The 16,958-nt window shown below is 43.8% G+C and carries 14 protein-coding genes; all 14 read right to left on the bottom strand.

The features are described 5' to 3' along the window. Nucleotides 1–45: 45 nt before the first annotated feature. Complete coding sequence (locus BLR93_RS07200) at nt 46–2,052, bottom strand: beta-galactosidase (RefSeq protein ID WP_093212756.1); 2,007 nt, start codon at nt 2,050–2,052, stop codon at nt 46–48. Nucleotides 2,053–2,120: 68 nt separating this feature from the next. Continuing rightward, complete coding sequence (locus tag BLR93_RS07195; RefSeq protein ID WP_093212754.1) at nt 2,121–2,918, bottom strand: SDR family oxidoreductase; 798 nt, start codon at nt 2,916–2,918, stop codon at nt 2,121–2,123. Nucleotides 2,919–2,949: 31 nt separating this feature from the next. Then, complete coding sequence (locus BLR93_RS07190; protein ID WP_093212752.1) at nt 2,950–4,236, bottom strand: Gfo/Idh/MocA family protein; 1,287 nt, start codon at nt 4,234–4,236, stop codon at nt 2,950–2,952. Nucleotides 4,237–4,328: 92 nt separating this feature from the next. Beyond that, nucleotides 4,329–4,949 carry a YesL family protein gene (locus tag BLR93_RS07185; RefSeq protein WP_093212750.1) on the bottom strand — a complete coding sequence of 207 codons (621 nt, stop codon included), beginning with the start codon at nt 4,947–4,949 and terminating at the stop codon, nt 4,329–4,331. Nucleotides 4,950–5,045: 96 nt separating this feature from the next. Further along, nucleotides 5,046–5,885 (bottom strand): carbohydrate ABC transporter permease, encoded by an 840-nt coding sequence (locus BLR93_RS07180; protein WP_093212748.1) that lies wholly within the window; start codon nt 5,883–5,885, stop codon nt 5,046–5,048. Between the two features lie 3 nt (nt 5,886–5,888). After that, a complete protein-coding gene (locus BLR93_RS07175) occupies nt 5,889–6,782 on the bottom strand; it encodes a carbohydrate ABC transporter permease (protein ID WP_093212746.1) in 894 nt (297 codons plus the stop codon). 84 nt (nt 6,783–6,866) lie between these two features. Then, on the bottom strand, nt 6,867–8,156 hold the full coding sequence (locus BLR93_RS07170) for an ABC transporter substrate-binding protein (protein ID WP_093212744.1): 1,290 nt from the start codon (nt 8,154–8,156) through the stop codon (nt 6,867–6,869). A gap of 166 nt (nt 8,157–8,322) precedes the next feature. Beyond that, entirely contained in the window at nt 8,323–9,288 is a 966-nt protein-coding gene (locus BLR93_RS07165) for a Gfo/Idh/MocA family protein (RefSeq protein ID WP_093212742.1), read from the bottom strand. Nucleotides 9,289–9,944: 656 nt separating this feature from the next. Next, the gene (locus BLR93_RS07160; RefSeq protein ID WP_093213457.1) at nt 9,945–10,811 is read right to left on the bottom strand and encodes a MurR/RpiR family transcriptional regulator; all 867 of its coding nucleotides are present in this window, start codon (nt 10,809–10,811) and stop codon (nt 9,945–9,947) included. A 53-nt stretch (nt 10,812–10,864) separates the two neighbouring features. Next, the gene (locus tag BLR93_RS07155; protein ID WP_093212740.1) at nt 10,865–11,704 is read right to left on the bottom strand and encodes a carbohydrate ABC transporter permease; all 840 of its coding nucleotides are present in this window, start codon (nt 11,702–11,704) and stop codon (nt 10,865–10,867) included. A gap of 57 nt (nt 11,705–11,761) precedes the next feature. Further along, nucleotides 11,762–12,655 (bottom strand): carbohydrate ABC transporter permease, encoded by an 894-nt coding sequence (locus tag BLR93_RS07150; protein ID WP_093212738.1) that lies wholly within the window; start codon nt 12,653–12,655, stop codon nt 11,762–11,764. A 249-nt stretch (nt 12,656–12,904) separates the two neighbouring features. Further along, the gene (locus tag BLR93_RS07145) at nt 12,905–14,224 is read right to left on the bottom strand and encodes an ABC transporter substrate-binding protein (protein ID WP_425440929.1); all 1,320 of its coding nucleotides are present in this window, start codon (nt 14,222–14,224) and stop codon (nt 12,905–12,907) included. Between the two features lie 142 nt (nt 14,225–14,366). Next, entirely contained in the window at nt 14,367–15,278 is a 912-nt protein-coding gene (gene murQ, locus BLR93_RS07140; RefSeq protein ID WP_093212736.1) for an N-acetylmuramic acid 6-phosphate etherase, read from the bottom strand. 12 nt (nt 15,279–15,290) lie between these two features. Further along, on the bottom strand, nt 15,291–16,262 hold the full coding sequence (locus tag BLR93_RS07135) for an N-acetylglucosamine kinase (protein WP_093212734.1): 972 nt from the start codon (nt 16,260–16,262) through the stop codon (nt 15,291–15,293). Between the last annotated feature and the right edge of the window lie 696 nt (nt 16,263–16,958).

The following is a 16,958-nucleotide window of genomic DNA, read 5'->3' as shown; positions in this document are numbered from 1 at the left end:
TCAGACACCTCTTTCTTCTCATAGTCTCCCTTCCGATGGTATGCTTTAGAAGCGGAGGATTTTTACATCGACTGCCTTGATACACAGGCTTGATTCCAGCAGCTCGCCGGATAATAAATCTGTATAAGAAACACCCTGCTCGAGATCAAGCTCAATCTCATGATCGTTGTGGTTCACAATAATCAAATGCTTGTAGTCATCCGAATCCCTTCGTAAAATCTCCACATGCTGGGGAGCGTGTAACGGTGCTTTAAGATGTTTTCCGCTTGCCAATTCACCCAACAACCTCTCTAATAATACCGATTCCGGCTGTGTCCCTATATACACTGCCTTTCCTTTTCCATAGGTGTGTCTTGTAATAGCAGGCTTTCCCATATACCAGCCATCTTCATAATAGGCAGCTACTTCTGCCCCTTCCGGCATTATGATATCTGTCCATGTGAAGGCTTCTGCTTTCTGGCCATTGTATACAATGGTCTTTGATTCCTCCTCTGCATATGGTACAAACTCCTCCACGCGGAGACCCAGCAGTCTTCGGAGCGGGGCCGGGTAGCCTCCCAAGTGAATCCGATCGTTTTCATCGGCAATGCCGCTAAAAAAGGAAACCACCAAAGTCCCACCGTTAGCTGTGAATTGCTCCAAATTTTCTGCATCCCCTGGTTTAATCATGTACAGCATTGGGGCTGCCACCAATTCGTAACCGGACAAATCGTCCTGCGCCCGCACAAAGTCCACCGCAAGATTTTGATCATAAAAAACTTTATAGTACTGTTTTATTTGTTCCATGTACGCTAATTTATTATGGGGTTTTCCTTCTAATTCAACAGCCCACCAATTTTCCCAATCAAACACGATTGCCACTTTTGCAGTCGTTCTTGCCCCGACAAGAGAATTCAATTTCTTCAGCTCCTGCCCCAGCTGCTTTACTTCCTGATATACACGGCTTTCCTCACTATTCGAGTGGGGAATCATTGCACTATGGAATTTTTCCGCCCCCGCTTTCGCCTGTCTCCACTGAAAAAACATGATCCCATCTGCTCCGTGTCCGATAGCCGAATAGCTCCATAACCGCATAATACCTGGCTCTTTTGTAAGGTTGATATCCCGCCAGTTCACATGGGAAGCAGCCTGTTCCATCAATAAAAACGGCTGTCCCTGTTTCAAGCTTCTCATCAAATCGTGATGAAGGGCAGAGGAGTAAGGTATCCCTTCCCGAGGGTCAGGGTACGCATCCCAGGTGACGACATCCAGTTCTTCGGCCCATTCAAAATAATCAAGCGGCTTAAACTGATACATGAAATTAGTAAACACAGGGACATCAGGCGTCACTTCCCTTAGTATCTCTTTTTCTATTTTATAAAGCTGGAAGATTGCATGATTCATAAACCGTTTATAATCTAGCATTTGTCCTGGGTTATAAAATGTTGCTAAACGCACAGGCAGTTCAATTTCCTCCCAATCGTTGTATCGCTGGCTCCAAAAATTGGTTCCCCATCGTTCGTTTAATTCGTCCATCGACTGGTATCTATTTTCCAGCCATTCCCTAAACGCTGCTGTGGAATAACGGCTGTAACACTCAGAGACATGGCAGCCATATTCGTTGTTGATGTGCCACATTTTCAGCGCAGGATGGCCGCAGTAGCGCTCAGCCAGCTTACGGACGAGTTTTTTTACTGCTTTTTTATATGTCGGGCTATTCGGAGAGTAATGCTGTCTCGATCCAAAGTTATAGGGCTGGCCATTTTGATCGACGGCTGCGACGTCTGGATAGTTTGCGGACAGCCAAGCCGGGGTTGAGGCAGTAGCCGTGGCAAGACATACACCAACCCCATGCTCATGTAAAATGTCAAGGACCTTATCAAGCCAAGCGAAGTTAAAGACTCCTTCCTCCTTTTCCAGGACGGCCCAGCTAAATATAGCTACAGAGACAAGATTGACACCAGCTTTTTGCATTTTTTGAGCATCATCGATCCAGACCTCTTCTGACCATTGCTCTGGATTATAGTCCCCTCCGTAAGCAATAAACGGTACTGCTTCGGAAACTTGCTTCATAACAACCTCTCCTTTGCCAAAATTCAAATCCTGTCAACGGACGATAATTTACAGCCTTCCTTGTTCTGTCAGCCGCGCAGAAGGGATTCGGCTCCATCGATAAATATTTCTGTACCGGAAATGTGCTCGGACGCTTCAGACGCCAAAAAGTGTACAAGATCAGCTATCTGGCCGGGCTTTCCTGACCGTTTTTCCAACGGCTTATCCCCTTCTGGAAACGTGACAGGAATGCTGACTTTTTCCAAATCTGGAGCTCTTTTAATCGATTGGCCAAAATCAGTATTAATGCCTCCTGGACAAATGGCGTTTACGCGGATATTATATTTAGCAAGTTCTAAGGCTGCCATTTTAGCGAACGCTGCCTGTGCTGCTTTTGAACTGGAGTAGGCGGAAAACCCTGATTGCGAAAAAACCCTGTTTCCGCTGACCGAACTGGTGATAATAATGCTGCCGCCTTGTTTCTTTAAGTATGGAATGGCATATTTTACCGTCAAAAAAGTGCCTGTCAAATTGACGTTCATAACCTTTTCCCAGTTTTCCTCATCCATTGTTTCAATCGGAGCTAACACCCCAACAATCCCTGCATTAGCAAAGACAATATCTATCCGCCCCCACCCATTTGCAGCTTCTTCCACCGCCTGACGCACTTGTTTTGGCTGAGATATATCACAAACAAAACTCCACGCAATGCCATTATTTTTTTCAATTTCCATTTTAGCTTCAGTTAACTTTTCCTGATTGGTATCCAGCAGACAAACCCTCGCTCCCTCTGAGGCAAGCCGGAGAGCCGCAGCCCTCCCCATGCCTGAAGCACCGCCGGTAATAATTGCTGATTTTCCCTCTAACACAAACGTATCTCCCTTCATCTCCGGCTGTACCGGTGACTGGCGCCCAATTCTAAAATTTGATCAGGCTGTCTACCTTCACAGCATTGCCTGTTTTTAATGATTGATTCCCGGCTATTCCCGTTAAAATCGACATCGCTCCGTCGATATGCGAAGCTGCCCGGTTAAATTCATCATCTACCGGCGCACCAAATAAATCATTAAGCAGAGCAGGATCTCCTCCGCCATGCCCCCCGGCACCGCCTTCGACTTCTACGTGGTACGAATCAGCAAACATCGGAGAGACTATAATCGACATTTCTTCCAGCTGTCCTTCCTCGCTTTTTTTGCCGCCAGAGTTAACATACGACTTTTCAACAATTCGGACGTCTATTCTTCCTTTCGTTCCGTTGAATGAAACGACAAAACCCTCCCATGGCAAATAGGCATTTAGCGAATAGGTGAGAATGGATTTATTTTTGTATGTCACTAATACACCAAGCGTATCCTCAATACTGATGCCATCCCCAAACACACTTTGGTCCCGTTGGTAGCCATCTTCTTTTTCCGCATCAAGGTACATCGCCTGCAGATGGGGGTTGTCTTCTAGGTGTATAGCAAAAGGATCATTCTTGGCTTTTTCACTACCATAGGCACGTTGGTAGAATTCCGTCTCGCCTCTTGCCTCGGCATTTTCTCTTCCGTAGAAATGCAGCCCACCGGAAGCATAGACGGTATCTGGTGTGGTGCCTAGCCAAAAATTGACCAAGTCAAAATGATGGGTCGATTTATGCACAAGCAGCCCGCCACTGTTTCGTTTGTCCCTATGCCACCTGCGAAAATAGTCAGCACCATGCTGGGTATCAAGTGCCCATTCAAAATGAACCGAATTTACTTTTCCAATCCTATTATTTTTTATCAGTTCCCGGATTTTCGTATTATGGGGCGCATACCGATAGTTAAATGCAACCCGGACTTCTCTGCCTGTACGATGGATGGTATCGATGATTTGCTGGCATTTTTCTTCATCAATCGTCATTGGTTTTTCGGTAATGACATCACAGCCAAGCTCCAGGGACCTGATGATATACGTATGATGCGATCGATCTATTGAAGTAACAATGACAATATCGGGTTTCTCTGAAGCAATCATTTCTTCAAACCTGCTGGATAAGTATGTGGGAATTGCCGAGTGTTGGTATTTCTCCTCCAATAATGTATTAGCATAATTCATTCTTGTCTGATTAATATCACAGAAGGCAACCAGCTCACATGTCCCCCGGTAATCCCTGGCAATTGCTCCATAAAAAAATTCCGCTCTTCCGCCTGTCCCAATTAACACATATTTTTTCATATCCATAACTCCTGTTTAAAGATTTTTTTCATCTGCCAAAAGCTAAACAAGCAAAATCTCCCGCCTGGCTGAACTAAAGGGAGTGGGCAAAGTGTGCATTACTGTTTCGCCAGCAACATCTGCTGCTTTAGCTTCATCCTTTCAAATGCACGGTTAGCAGGCATCATAACGACAAGCGCCAGGATGCTGAAGCTGAAAAACAGTGCCAGCCCTTGGAAAGTCCACAAGATGTAACCAATCCCTAGTGTGCTGACCACCATGAGTATTGTCTGTACTGGATTTAGAAGCATCATGAAGAAAGACGTCTTTATGACTTGGAATGACGTCATCTGGTAATGGACAAAGATTGGAAAGGCATACAATCCAGTTAACAGAAAGATAGCAGTTACAACTAGATAAGGTACAGTTAGATATAAGAAAAAATCATCCGCTGCCGATATCAAGAACACAAAATCGAGATAAAGAATATAACCTGCGGCAGCAAGTAAATAACCTAGTTTGTTACTATTGAAAAACTCTTTCTTATAAGTGGTCCAGAAAGTACGGAATACAGCGATGTCCGTTTCACCCTTCAGCCACTTATGAATAATGGTCAACATCGCCGATGTCGCTGGAAAGATTCCAAAAACAACGAAACCCGGCAATAAAAAAAGCAGCCAAAGTATATTTAAAAAAGCCATTTTTGTAATCCAATCTAAGGCTTTGCTTACTGCTGTCATCATCCTGCCTCCTGCCTTTTAAAGAAATTTTGCAATAAAAACATTTGCCTGCCCCGCTTGCTACCGCTCTGAGAATGATAGTACGTCCTGGAAATGTCATCCTTTCAAACCGCTTGTGCTGATTCCTTCCACCACATAACGCTGAAAAATAAAGAAAATCACAAAAACAGGGACAAGGGTAACAATCGACATAGCGAACATCGCCCCCCAGTTGGAAACTGTTTCATTGCTCAAAAACATATTCAAGGCCATTGACACTGTGTATTTTTCCGGGCTGTTTAAGTAAAGCACAGGTCCCAGCAAGTTATCCCAAGTCCAATAGAACGTAAATATCGCAGTAGTCGCAAGCGCCGGAACAATTAGCGGAAGAATGACTTTGTAAAAGATTTGAAAGGTATTGGCGCCATCTATCGTAGCAGCTTCATCCAGCTCCCGCGGTATCGTCCGGATAAACTGGACGAGCAGGAAAATAAAAAATGGGTGTCCGAAAAACGCTGGTACTACCAATGGTTTCAAAGAGTTTAACCAACCGAGATGGGAAAAAATAATGTACTGCGGAATCATTACAACTTCGTAAGGAAGCATTAAGGTAACTAGCATGATAGCAAACCAAAAGCCTCTGCCGAAAAAATTCAATCTAGCAAAACCAAAAGCAATCAAGGAACAGGAAATCAAGTGGCCGGCCAGCATCCATACAACAAATATAACCGTATTTTTAATAAATATCCCAAAATTGTAGCCTCCAAATCCTTCCCAGCCCTGAGCATAGTTCAAAGTTGTAAACGGATTGGGAATCAGGGAACCGGCTGTCACAAAGATGTCCTCGCTCTCCTTAAACGAACTCACCAAAAGCCAAATAACTGGATAGAGCAGAAGGACTGCAAAGCCTCCGACTACTATGTGGTAAATGAAATACCGTGGTTTAGCTGATGACATTGTTTACCTCCCCTCCGATTCATAATGGACCCAGTATTTTGATGTTAAGAAGATTATACCTGTAAAGAATGCAACGATTAACAGCATAACCCATGCCATCGCCGATGCGTATCCCATATTAAAGTACTCAAAACCTTGCTTAAATAAATAGAGGGAATACAAAAGCGTTCCATCCAGGGGACCGCCAGTACCTTTGGAAATGATAAAAGCAGGAACAAACGTCATGAAAGCTGCTATCGTTTGCATAATAATGTTGAAAAGCAGAACAGGACTTAACATTGGCAGTGTAATATTAACGAATTTTTGAAAGTAGTTCCCTCCGTCAACACTTGCAGCCTCATAGTAACTTTGCGGAATCGATTTTAATCCGGCAAGAAATATCAGCATCGATGAGCCAAACTGCCATACCGATAAGAAAATGAGCATCCATAATGCTGCTCCCGGATCGCCAAACCATCTGATTCCATCCAAACCCAACGCTTGTAAAGCAAGGTTGACGATACCTTCATCTCCGAATATATTGCGCCACATGATGGCCACCGCTACACTTCCGCCAATTAAGGAAGGTAAGTAGTACATCGTCCGGTAAAGGCCGACGGCTCTCGATCCTGCGTTCAAGAGCATAGCAACCAGCAAAGCAAAGGATAAGCGTAAAGGGACTCCTCCTAATACATAAATAAATGTCACTTTCAATGATTGAAAATAACGCGGATCATCCGAAAACATTTTTTTGTAATTTTCAATCCCGATCCATTGCGGAGCAGTAAACAAATCATATTTTGTAAATGAAAAATAGAGGGAGGCTACCATCGGAATGATCGTAAACGACAAAAATCCAATAATAAACGGACCGATAAAAAAGTAGCCCCACATATTTTTTTGCAGTCGCGAATTCATTTACTTAATCCCCTTCCTAAAAGTCTGGCAATAAAGGGCGATAGCTGACCTTGAAAGACCAGCTACCGCTTTGTTCCTATGATTTTATTGGGCTAGCATGCTTTCTGCCTGGTTTCTGAAGTTTGAGGCAGCATCTTCAGGAGTGACCTGGCCATAACTGATTTGTTCAGCCAGGGTATCAAGCAATTCAATAACTTCTCCTGCTCCTGCCGGGTCAGGTGCTCCCATTGGTGAACTGTTCTGCTCCGCCCACTCAATGTATTCGAATACTTGCTGCTGAGCTTCCGAAATTTCAGACTTTAAAGCATCTTTAACTTCTGATGAGCCTGGAACGCCGCGGTCGCCTAGGATTAATTTGTTGGCTTCAACGTTGTTCACAAAGAAATCGAGAAATTCAGCTGCAGCTTGTTTATGCTCAGAATTTTTGGCAATTGAGAAAAACATGCTCGGTTTCAAATACAATCCGTCTGACGCATTCGGTCCCGGCATAGGAGATATTTCCAATGGTGCGTCTGCCACCTGCTGTAAACCAACGAATTGATTGGACCATTGCCAAATCCCGACAGCCTCCCCTTTTACTACTGGATCATCCTCAATACCTGTAACCTGGGATATCACATCCGGCGTTGGTGTTGCTCCTTTTTCAACTTGTTCAGCCATCATGGAGAAGAAATCGATAAACAACTGGTCATCCTCGTACCCAAGCCCGCTGCCATCCTCAGCGTATAAACGTTTTCCCTGTGTTCGAAGATAATAGTTAAAGAATACATCCGCCTTCATGGCAGTATCAAAATAGATTCCTTTTTCCGCCGCCTGATCAGCGAGGGATTTGTAATCATCCCATGTCCAAGCTTCCAATGCAGAACTATCAGCGCCAATTTCCTCGAGCAGTGCTGGGTTGTAGTGGAACCCTACTGCGTTTACCCCTAAGTTCATCCCATATATACCGTCCTCAATTTTGCCTCCGTCAACATAATCCTCCGTCATGTTGCTGACATCGATTTGTTCACCGAGAAATGGTTCCAAGTCGGCTAATTGATTACTTTGTGCATATTGCGCTAAGTATGAAACATCCATTTGGATTATATCCGGTAACTCGTTAGCGGCTGCTTGCGGCGATAACTTTTGCCAATAGTCATCCCAGTTGGCATATTCAGCTTCAATCTTCACGTTGGGGTTTTGTTCTTCATACATTTCAATAACTTTAGTAGTATAATCATTCCGAGGCTGGTCCCCCCACCATGCCATTCGCAGTGTGATTTCGCCATCACCTGAACTCTCTCCTGTCTCTCCGGAAGTCTCCTCGCTGTTACTGCACGCTGCAAGCCATAAAACCATTAGCATCCCCAAAAGCATAAGCACCGATTTCTTCATTACTTAACGTCCCCCTCATCCGCCTTATAGCGTAGTTTGTAAGCGATTTCATAATAAGCATAACAAATGTCATACTATTTAGAATATATAAAAAACAGGTGTGATTGTTCAAATATAAGAGGAGAAACATTACACTGGTGAACCCGGCTTGTCCTATCTGACGCCGTCAGAGAACAACAGACAGTCCGTTTCGCGAAGATTCCAATGCGGCACAAGTAGCTTTTTGGGTTTTCGCTGCATCAGCATATCCAGCCAATATTCCTGCTCTGTTCCCAGTTTGCACGGCCTGTAAAAATGTCTTACTTTGTTCTAAATAACCACTGTCATCGTAGTAGTGCGTTTTCTCCTCGCCAGCCGTTATGATTTTCAGTTGTTTGGGTGACCATTTAATGATCCCCTGGTCTGTATAAAATACCAATTCGATGTTCCCGACTCCCTCGGGGAGGATACATGTATTCGTTAAGTTGGCGACAATCCCATTTTCCATTTTCATGCTTACTGTGCCGATGTCAGCAACTGTCACACCTTCATATTTTTCCTTGATGATCTGCTCCCCGTAAACAGCGTGGACCTCTCTTATTTCACCAAGCAAGTAACGGAGTAAATCGACAAGGTGGGTCGTCTGCTCGATAAACTGTCCGCCCGATTGGGTTTGATCCCTCCACCAGTGAACTTGAGGCATGCTTCCTCCCCAATTGCCTGTCACTAAACCTACTTTATGGTCTTTAAGTAATTTTTTTAGCTGGTAAACAGATTGCATGTAACGAAATTGATAGCCTACCGAGGTTATTAACGATTTCTCCTCAATCATAGCCGCTAATTGTCGCGGAAGTTCATAATCGTTACCAAGCGGTTTCTCAACAAAAAAAGGAATATCCCATTGAATTAATTCCTTTTCTATATCTCCATGAGCCATCGGAGGGACACAAATATAAACAGCATCCAGCTTTACTGCTTCCAGCATTTTTTTGACATTTCCGAACGCTGCTGCTCCTTTGCAGCCAGCGGCCATATTTTCTGCTTTCGCAGATGAACTGCCGCAAATAGAGGCTATTTGGACTCCCTCTATCTGTTTGAGCAGCCCAGCATGCATCCGGCTGAATCCTCCTGTTCCAATCAACCCTATCTTCATCTCAACATCCCTTTCTATACTTTTTCTCTTGCTTTTTGACCAAAGCACGTTCATTCCAGCTCCAAGGAATACCGTGGCAATATATGAAAAAATTGTTGGACCATAACATAAATTCAGGGGCAAAAACCGAACAACCACAGAACTTGAATTTTTAAATTTGCCGTCTACAAGCATTCGACTGATTACGTAATGGATAAACTGCGCTGTAACAGTAGGTGGTTTTTATCGTATAAGCGCTAATACACCGCGATTTTAAGTAAATTATAAGCATTTGTGTACTGCTGAAAAAAGTACAATGACTTTCAGCGGAGGAAATCCACGGAGACTCCTGCGGGAGGAAAGGCCTCGGTGAGACCCCGCAGAGCGCAAGCTCGAGGAGGCTCACCAGCCGCCCGCGGAAAGCGTAGTGTATTTCCGCAGCGGTCGTCATGCAAGGTAGTAAGAACAGCCCAGCGCAGACAGAAAATGGCTCCTTTATTTTCAAGGAGGCTGAGGCCGTGCCCGCCAGTAGTCGGCGCAAGTTTAAGCAGCGGGTTATATGAAACAATAGAAAAGAAAAATCGAACGAGTTCGAATGTTAGAGATTTCGAATCATCGTTCGATTTTTGCTTTGGCCACTATATAAGTTTGTCCCAACCTCTTTGGCTAATAGTCGATCAACGCTGCTTCAGGAAATCCATAGCTGTACTGATTTCTTTGAAATAATCGGCTGCCTTGTCATACTGATCGGTAACAACGCTAACGAACAGGATATCAATCATATGAAGCTGAGCAAGTCGTGAGGAGGTGGCTCCGCTGCGAAACGGAGCAGGCACTTCCCTGGAAGCTGATATATATAAGTTAATATCTGATTTTTCTGCTACCGGGGAGGAACCATAACGGGTTAAGCTAATTGTCACTGCCCCTTTCTGCCTGGCAAGCTCCATTATTTTCGCTGTTTCCGACGTTTCACCGGAAAAAGAAATGCCAAATACCACATCATGCTTGTTTACGTTGGCAATATACATTGCAGCATTATGAATATCAGTAAAAGCTGATGTAGCTTTGTTCATTCTGTGAAACTTCTGCTGGGCGTCCTGGGCAATGATGCCGGAAGCACCAACTCCAAACAAGTGGATTTTCTCCGCATTCTTTAAGGCTGTTACGGCTTTTTCCAGCGTTTCGTAATTAACAAACTCCGTCGTTTCCTTGATAGCTTGCAAACTATTATTCGTTACTTTATCTACAATAGACTCGGGAGTTTCCCCAGGTTGAATATCCCTGTATTGAATATCAGGAGATTTTTGCAAATCCCCTGTAATTCGCAGCTTCAGTTCCTGAAAACCTTTTAAGCCTAACGATTTGCATAAACGGATAACCGCTGCGCTGCTGGTAGAGCTAAGTTCTCCCAATTCCGCCGCTGTACAATGAATTGCTTCATGGGGTTGTTCTAAAATAAAGTTCGCTATTTTCCTTTCAGAGGGCGGAAGTCTGTGACTGACTTCATTTAACATAGCAAGCCCGCCGGAAAGAGAGGTTTTCATTGTATGTTTTTCTCTCAACATTCTCATCCTTTTTAATAAACCTGAAAATTGACTTACCCTTTAATTGCCCCTTCTGTCATGCCTTTAGCAATCCGTCTTTGGAAGATTGCATACAGGATAATTACCGGAATAATAGCGATTGTGAGACTTGCAAACAAAGTCCCCCACGCATTCGTGTATTCTGCTTCATTACTGATGTAGTCGATTGCTAAAGCGAGTGTATAGTTTTCCTCGCTCTGTAAAAAGATCAACGCCATGAAATATTCATTCCAAAACTGGATGGCATTCATGATGGTCACTGTGATGATTCCAGTCATAGATAATGGAGTAATGATCTTCCATAATACACCATAAGGGGACAGCCCGTCGATTGCTGCAGATTCTTCTAATGCCCGCGGGATGGTTCCCATAAAGCTGGATAACACGAAAATGCTGAATGGCAGCTGGCTGACTGCGTAGACAATCGCCAAACCGAATATATTATCAAGCAAATTAAGCTGCATTAACAGAAAGAACAACGGAATCCAGCCTAATACCGTCGGAATCATCATAGCAGATACATATAAAGTAAACAAAAACCTGTTTCCGCGAAAAAACATTCTTTCTAAAGCATAAGATGTTGGAACAGCCAGTACCAGTGTCAGAACAGCACCTAACACGGTAACTATTAAACTATTAAACACACTTGTATCAATATTATATTCAGTCCATGCCTGGGAAAAGTTTTGGAAATTAAATATGCGTGGAAGTCCCCAGGGATTAGCGTATATTTCAGCATTTGATTTAAACGAGCCTATGAACATCCAAAAAATCGGATATAATACGGCAAGCGTCCATAGGATAAGTGGAATTCTAATGCCTATTCTAGATAAAAAGCTGCCTTTTCGTTTCACTGGACTCTCTCCTTTACTTGTAATTAACGAACAGGTTCCCTTTGCCTGTATGCACCCTTAATACTCGACTTTTTCTCTTCTCATAAAGAATTGCATAATCAGGACGGTAATCAAGGAAAGAATTAAAATCATGACCCCAATAGTGGCACCATACCCAAAGTTATATTGCTGAAAAGCCTGCTGGTAGAGGTAGGAACCCATTACATGGGTCGAGTTATTAGGGCCGCCCCCGGTCATTACTTGCACGATGATGAAAGACCCGTTTAAGGTAGTGATGACTATGTAGAGGATCGATATTTTTATTTGCGGCCATATCAGCGGCAGTGTCACCTTCCAAAATTGCTGCCATTCATTGGCTCCATCTATTTCTGCTGCTTCATAGTAGCTTTTGGATACATTGGATATCCCGCCCATAAGCATCAGCATAAACAAACCAATTCCAGCCCACACCGAGGGCAATACTAAACTTGGAAGGGCCCAATTTTCGTTCCCAAGCCAAGGCCTCGTCCAGCTATCTAAGCCAAGGAATTCCAAGCCTGAGTTAATCAGCCCTAAGCTCGGATTGTAAATAAACATCCACAGAATCCCGATAACCACCACAGACATGATGTTCGGAAAGAAGAACACAATCCGGTAAAACGGTGCTTCTTTAATACGAAGCTGGGTTAAAGCAACCGCGAAAAAGGTCGCTAAAATCATGATGCCAATAACTTTGGCTACAACAAGAAAATAATCATGATAAATCGTTTTTGGGATAATCTCGTCATTGAACAATTTCGTATAATTGCTCAGCCCGATGAATTCCGCAGCTGATGAGGAGCCAGACCAGGAAAATAGGGAATAATATAACCCATTAAATAATGGATATAACGTAAAAACAGAAAATATCGCCAAAGTCGGAACAAGGCAAAAAGCCAGAAATAAATACTTCTGTTTTTTGGACTGTACCATGTAACCACCCTTTCTTTCGTAATTCTTTATTTTTTTGGACGCACAATCATTGCCCTCAATCCAGATAATAGTAGTGCACGCTATTCGGCGGGAAATTGTCCCCATGATTGGCACTCGCTCGTTATATAACGAATACCTTAATTTTTGCAAATCATTCTTTTAGAGACCGACACACTTTATAAATGAAATTGGAATGCAAAGACGTCAACTTTGCCTTTACATTCCAACCATTAAATGCAACTCTATAAATTATTCACCGCGGTATTCTGCAGCCGCAGCTTCTGCTTCTTCCACAAATTCTTCTGCTGTTATATTGCCAAGCATCAATGAGGTCAATGAGTTGCCGATCGGCGTTTCCAAATCAGAGCTCATTGGATGCGGCTTGTTGTAGATTTGTACTTGTTCTGGATCGTTTATCATTTTGTTTGCCTCGTTTAAATACGGCGGGACATTTTCATTACTAGATAAATCAACCTCTGTAATGTTCATCATTGCTCCTGTATGTTCAGAGAATAATGTCGCATACTCTCTATTAAAAACAAATTCAACAAATGCTTTGGCTGCTTCCGGATTTTCTGCTTGTTCAGCTATAGCCAACGGACGCAAATCCGGAACAATTGCAAATGGGTCGCCTGCATCCTGCATAGGAGATGGAATAAATCCAAATTCAAAACCTTCCGGTACATCATTTGCCATTTCATTCGGCAGCCAGAAACCGACCGGAATAAAGGCATTCTCATGAAGCAGGAAGTTCATTTGAGACTGGGTATGATTCAACGCTCCAAAGCCTGGATCAATATGCCCTGCCTTCTGCATTTCTTCTACCTTTTTCATTACTTCAAGTACAGGCTCGCTTGTCCATGCGCCTTCTTCCCCATCAATTACGCTTGCCAGAAGCTCTTCGCCTCCTGCAGCTGAAAATGCCGGGTATAGAACACCTCTCAAGAAGTAATACGGGTGCTGACCAGTAGTAACAAATGGTGCAATATCTGCTTGTTCGCTAATTTGATCCATAGAACTCATGAAGCTTTCAAAATTCTCCGGTACTTCAAAGCCTTCTTCTTCAAACCAAGCTCTGTCGTACCAGGTGCCCCATGTATCGAATACAAGCGGCAGGCTGTAAATGTCCCCATCATATGTGGCTGGTTCCACAATGAAATTGTCCAACAGCGGAGAACCATCGACCTCTACATCCTTAACCCAGTCTGTCAGATTCATCAGCTGGCCGTCTTCTACCATCTGAGTTTCACTGGAACCAGCACCGTCGATATAAACAACATCAGGCGGATCATCTGATACCCAGCGCGATCTCATTTCTTCATTTATGTTAGGACCAGCATGTTCCGTAACAGTTACGTCAGGATACTCTTCTTTGAAATCACCGATAACTTCTTTCCACCAGGAATCTCCGTAGCCACCTACAAAGTACTGAATTTCAAGCTCACCGGATATCTCCCCTTCTCCACTGCTTTCATCACTGCCTGATGAACCTTCTTCACTTGTACCTTCTGACGGTTCTTCTTCAGCATCATCACCGCTGCTGGCTCCTGGTGCACAACCTGCCAGCATCAATCCTAATATCAGAATAGCTGCCGACAAAAACCAAATAGGACCTTTCATCAACTTTTCCAAACTAATTGCCCCCTTTGTATCATTAATTTATGTGAAACGCATGAACAGAGCTTGCTTCCGCTCATGCTGTTCCAAACCATCACTTATATTGCTTTTGGGCGTAGTCGATTGCTTTTCTGACATACCCCTTGCTCTCTTGAATCGCTGCCTTAGCTTCAGCTAATGACACGCCAGCTTCAATCATGACAATGGCCGGCTTGACTTCTTTATTCGCAGCCTCAAGCATTTGGTCCGCCTGCTCATAGGAAACATTGGTTATTTCCATAATAATCCGCCTGGCCCGATCCATTAACTTATAATTGCTGGCATGGACATCCACCATGAGATTTTCCTGAACTTTGCCGAGCTTAATCATTGCAGTCGTGCTAATCATGTTCAGGATCATTTTATGGGCCGTCCCTGCTTTCAGTCTGGTCGATCCTGTCAGGACCTCTGGACCGACAACAGCCTCGATTTGACAGTCAGCATATTGACTAATGACTGCATGTTCATTACAGGATAAAGCTACTGTAAATGCCCCGATTTGGCGGGCATATTTCAAAGCTCCAATCGGATATGGCGTCCGTCCACTGGCAGTGATGCCTATGACGACATCGTTTTCCGTAATATTTCGGCTTCGTAAATCTTCTGCACCCTGCTGCTCGTCATCTTCGGAGTTTTCCACCGCCCGGCTGACCGCTTTATCTCCCCCAGCCATCACCGTCTGGACCATATCCGGAGGGGTCATGAACGTTGGCGGGCATTCAGAAGCGTCAATGAATCCTAAACGCCCGCTAGTTCCTGCACCACAGTAAAAAAGGCGCCCGCCTTTCACAAATGCCTCATAAACATGTTCAATGGCTATTTCAATATCAGCGAGGGCTGCTTCAACGGCAAGCGCCACCTTTTTATCTTCATTATTGATCGTTCGTAAAATTTCCCCCGTAGACATTTCATCAAGGTTCATGCTGTTAATGTTTCGTTGTTCTGTCATTAAACTTGATAGCTCCATATGCTCAACACCTTACTTTCGAAATGGATGGATTAACTCTTCTGCAGTAATTGCAGCCCCGAATACTGGACTGCCGTAAGCTTCCTGATAGATTCCTAGTTTTCTTTGCTGCAAGCCTTCCCTAAAGCTGCTTGTCAACAGCTTAGAATATTTAAATATCGATCCTGTAGTGCAGATTGGTGTTTGTTGATTGAAATCTTGATTTTTCAGAAATAAGCTTTCCACATGGTTGGTTAGTTCGGCTGCTGCTTGACGAATTATTTCAAGGGAAATCTCATCTCCTTGTTCCGAGGCAGCAATCACCAGTTCTGCGAATGTGGCAATATCCTTCTTTTCCTGCTTGTTCCCATATATGTAACTGACCAGTTCTTCTACCTTTTGCAGCTGGAGTTTTTCTAAGATCAATCTGGTAAGCATCGTATCCTTGTCTCTTCCATCATATGCTCTTGTCACTTTATTTAATGCTTGTAAACCGATTTGATAACCGCTGCCTTCATCCCCCAAAATGTGACCCCAGCCGCCGCTTTTAAATATAGCTCCCGTCCTGGACATCCCTAAAGCATTCGAGCCTGTGCCTGAAATGACTAGAACCCCTTCTGTTTCACTTGGCTGCATGGCTCCCCGCAGCGCTATATAGGAATCAGAACAAACCCTGAATTTGCAAGATTCGGAAAATTGAAGAGAGGGAATAATATCTTTTAATACCTTTTCCGCCCGCTGTTCATCTTCTTTTCGCCCGACTCCGGCCAACCCGCAGCAAACAGCTTCTATCTCTCGAGGATTAACAGAAAACGCTTTCATCCCTTGCAACAAAAGTTGTTGTAATCTGTTTTTGACTTCGTCATATCCGATGATATGCGGATTTGTTCCTTGTCCTGTTACGGATTGGGTATTGCTGGCAGCTTTAAGAGAATTATTGCTTACCGGCTTAAACAAACAAGTTGTTTTTGTGCCTCCTCCATCTATTCCAACTACGTAAGGCATACGATTCCTCCATGCTTAAGTTACCTTCATTATAGTGACGCTGAATTATTTTGTCAATATTTTTTAAATAAAGTGTTATGTTATTTCAGTATTGTAATCTTATAGTCCCAAAGATAGTAATGAAACCGTGAAATAAGAAAGAGATTGGGACAAAAGTATAGAAGGCCAAAGCAAAAATCGAACGTGATTCGAATACCATTCGAACTCGTTCGATAATGCTTCATTTAAACAGCGGAGTAACAACTCTATTGGTAGGAGGGAATTGCACAGGCAGCATACTTCGCTTTCCGTGGGCACGCTTCTTCCCGTGGCTTCAGACTCGTGCTTTTCCCCCTGGAGTTCATGTATTCTGACAGCGCTGACGGGCTGTTCTTACTACCTTGAGTGATAACCGCTACGGAAATACACTGCGCTTTCCGCGGGCGGCTGGTGAGCCTCCTCGAGCTAGCGCTCTACGGGGTCTCACCGAGGCCTTTCCTCCCGTAGGAGTCCCCGTGGATTTCCTCCACTTAAAGTCTGCGACTGTTTTCAGCACAATCCTTATGATTCACTCGAGACGCGGTGTATTAGCGCTTATACGGTAAACGCTATTAAGGAATCACCCACTATTCCATTGCCATTTATATCCCATTTCGTCAACAACCGAATACTTGAAAAGGACCTTTTAAGACTTGATATGCTGTTATCGTTCGGCTT

The sequence above is a fragment of the Sediminibacillus albus genome, assembly GCF_900101125.1.
In the GTDB taxonomy this organism is placed as follows: Bacteria; Bacillota; Bacilli; order Bacillales; family Amphibacillaceae; genus Sediminibacillus; species Sediminibacillus albus.
The sequence above is the reverse complement of the archived record's forward strand: the minus strand, read 5'-3'. Positions and strand labels throughout refer to the sequence as shown.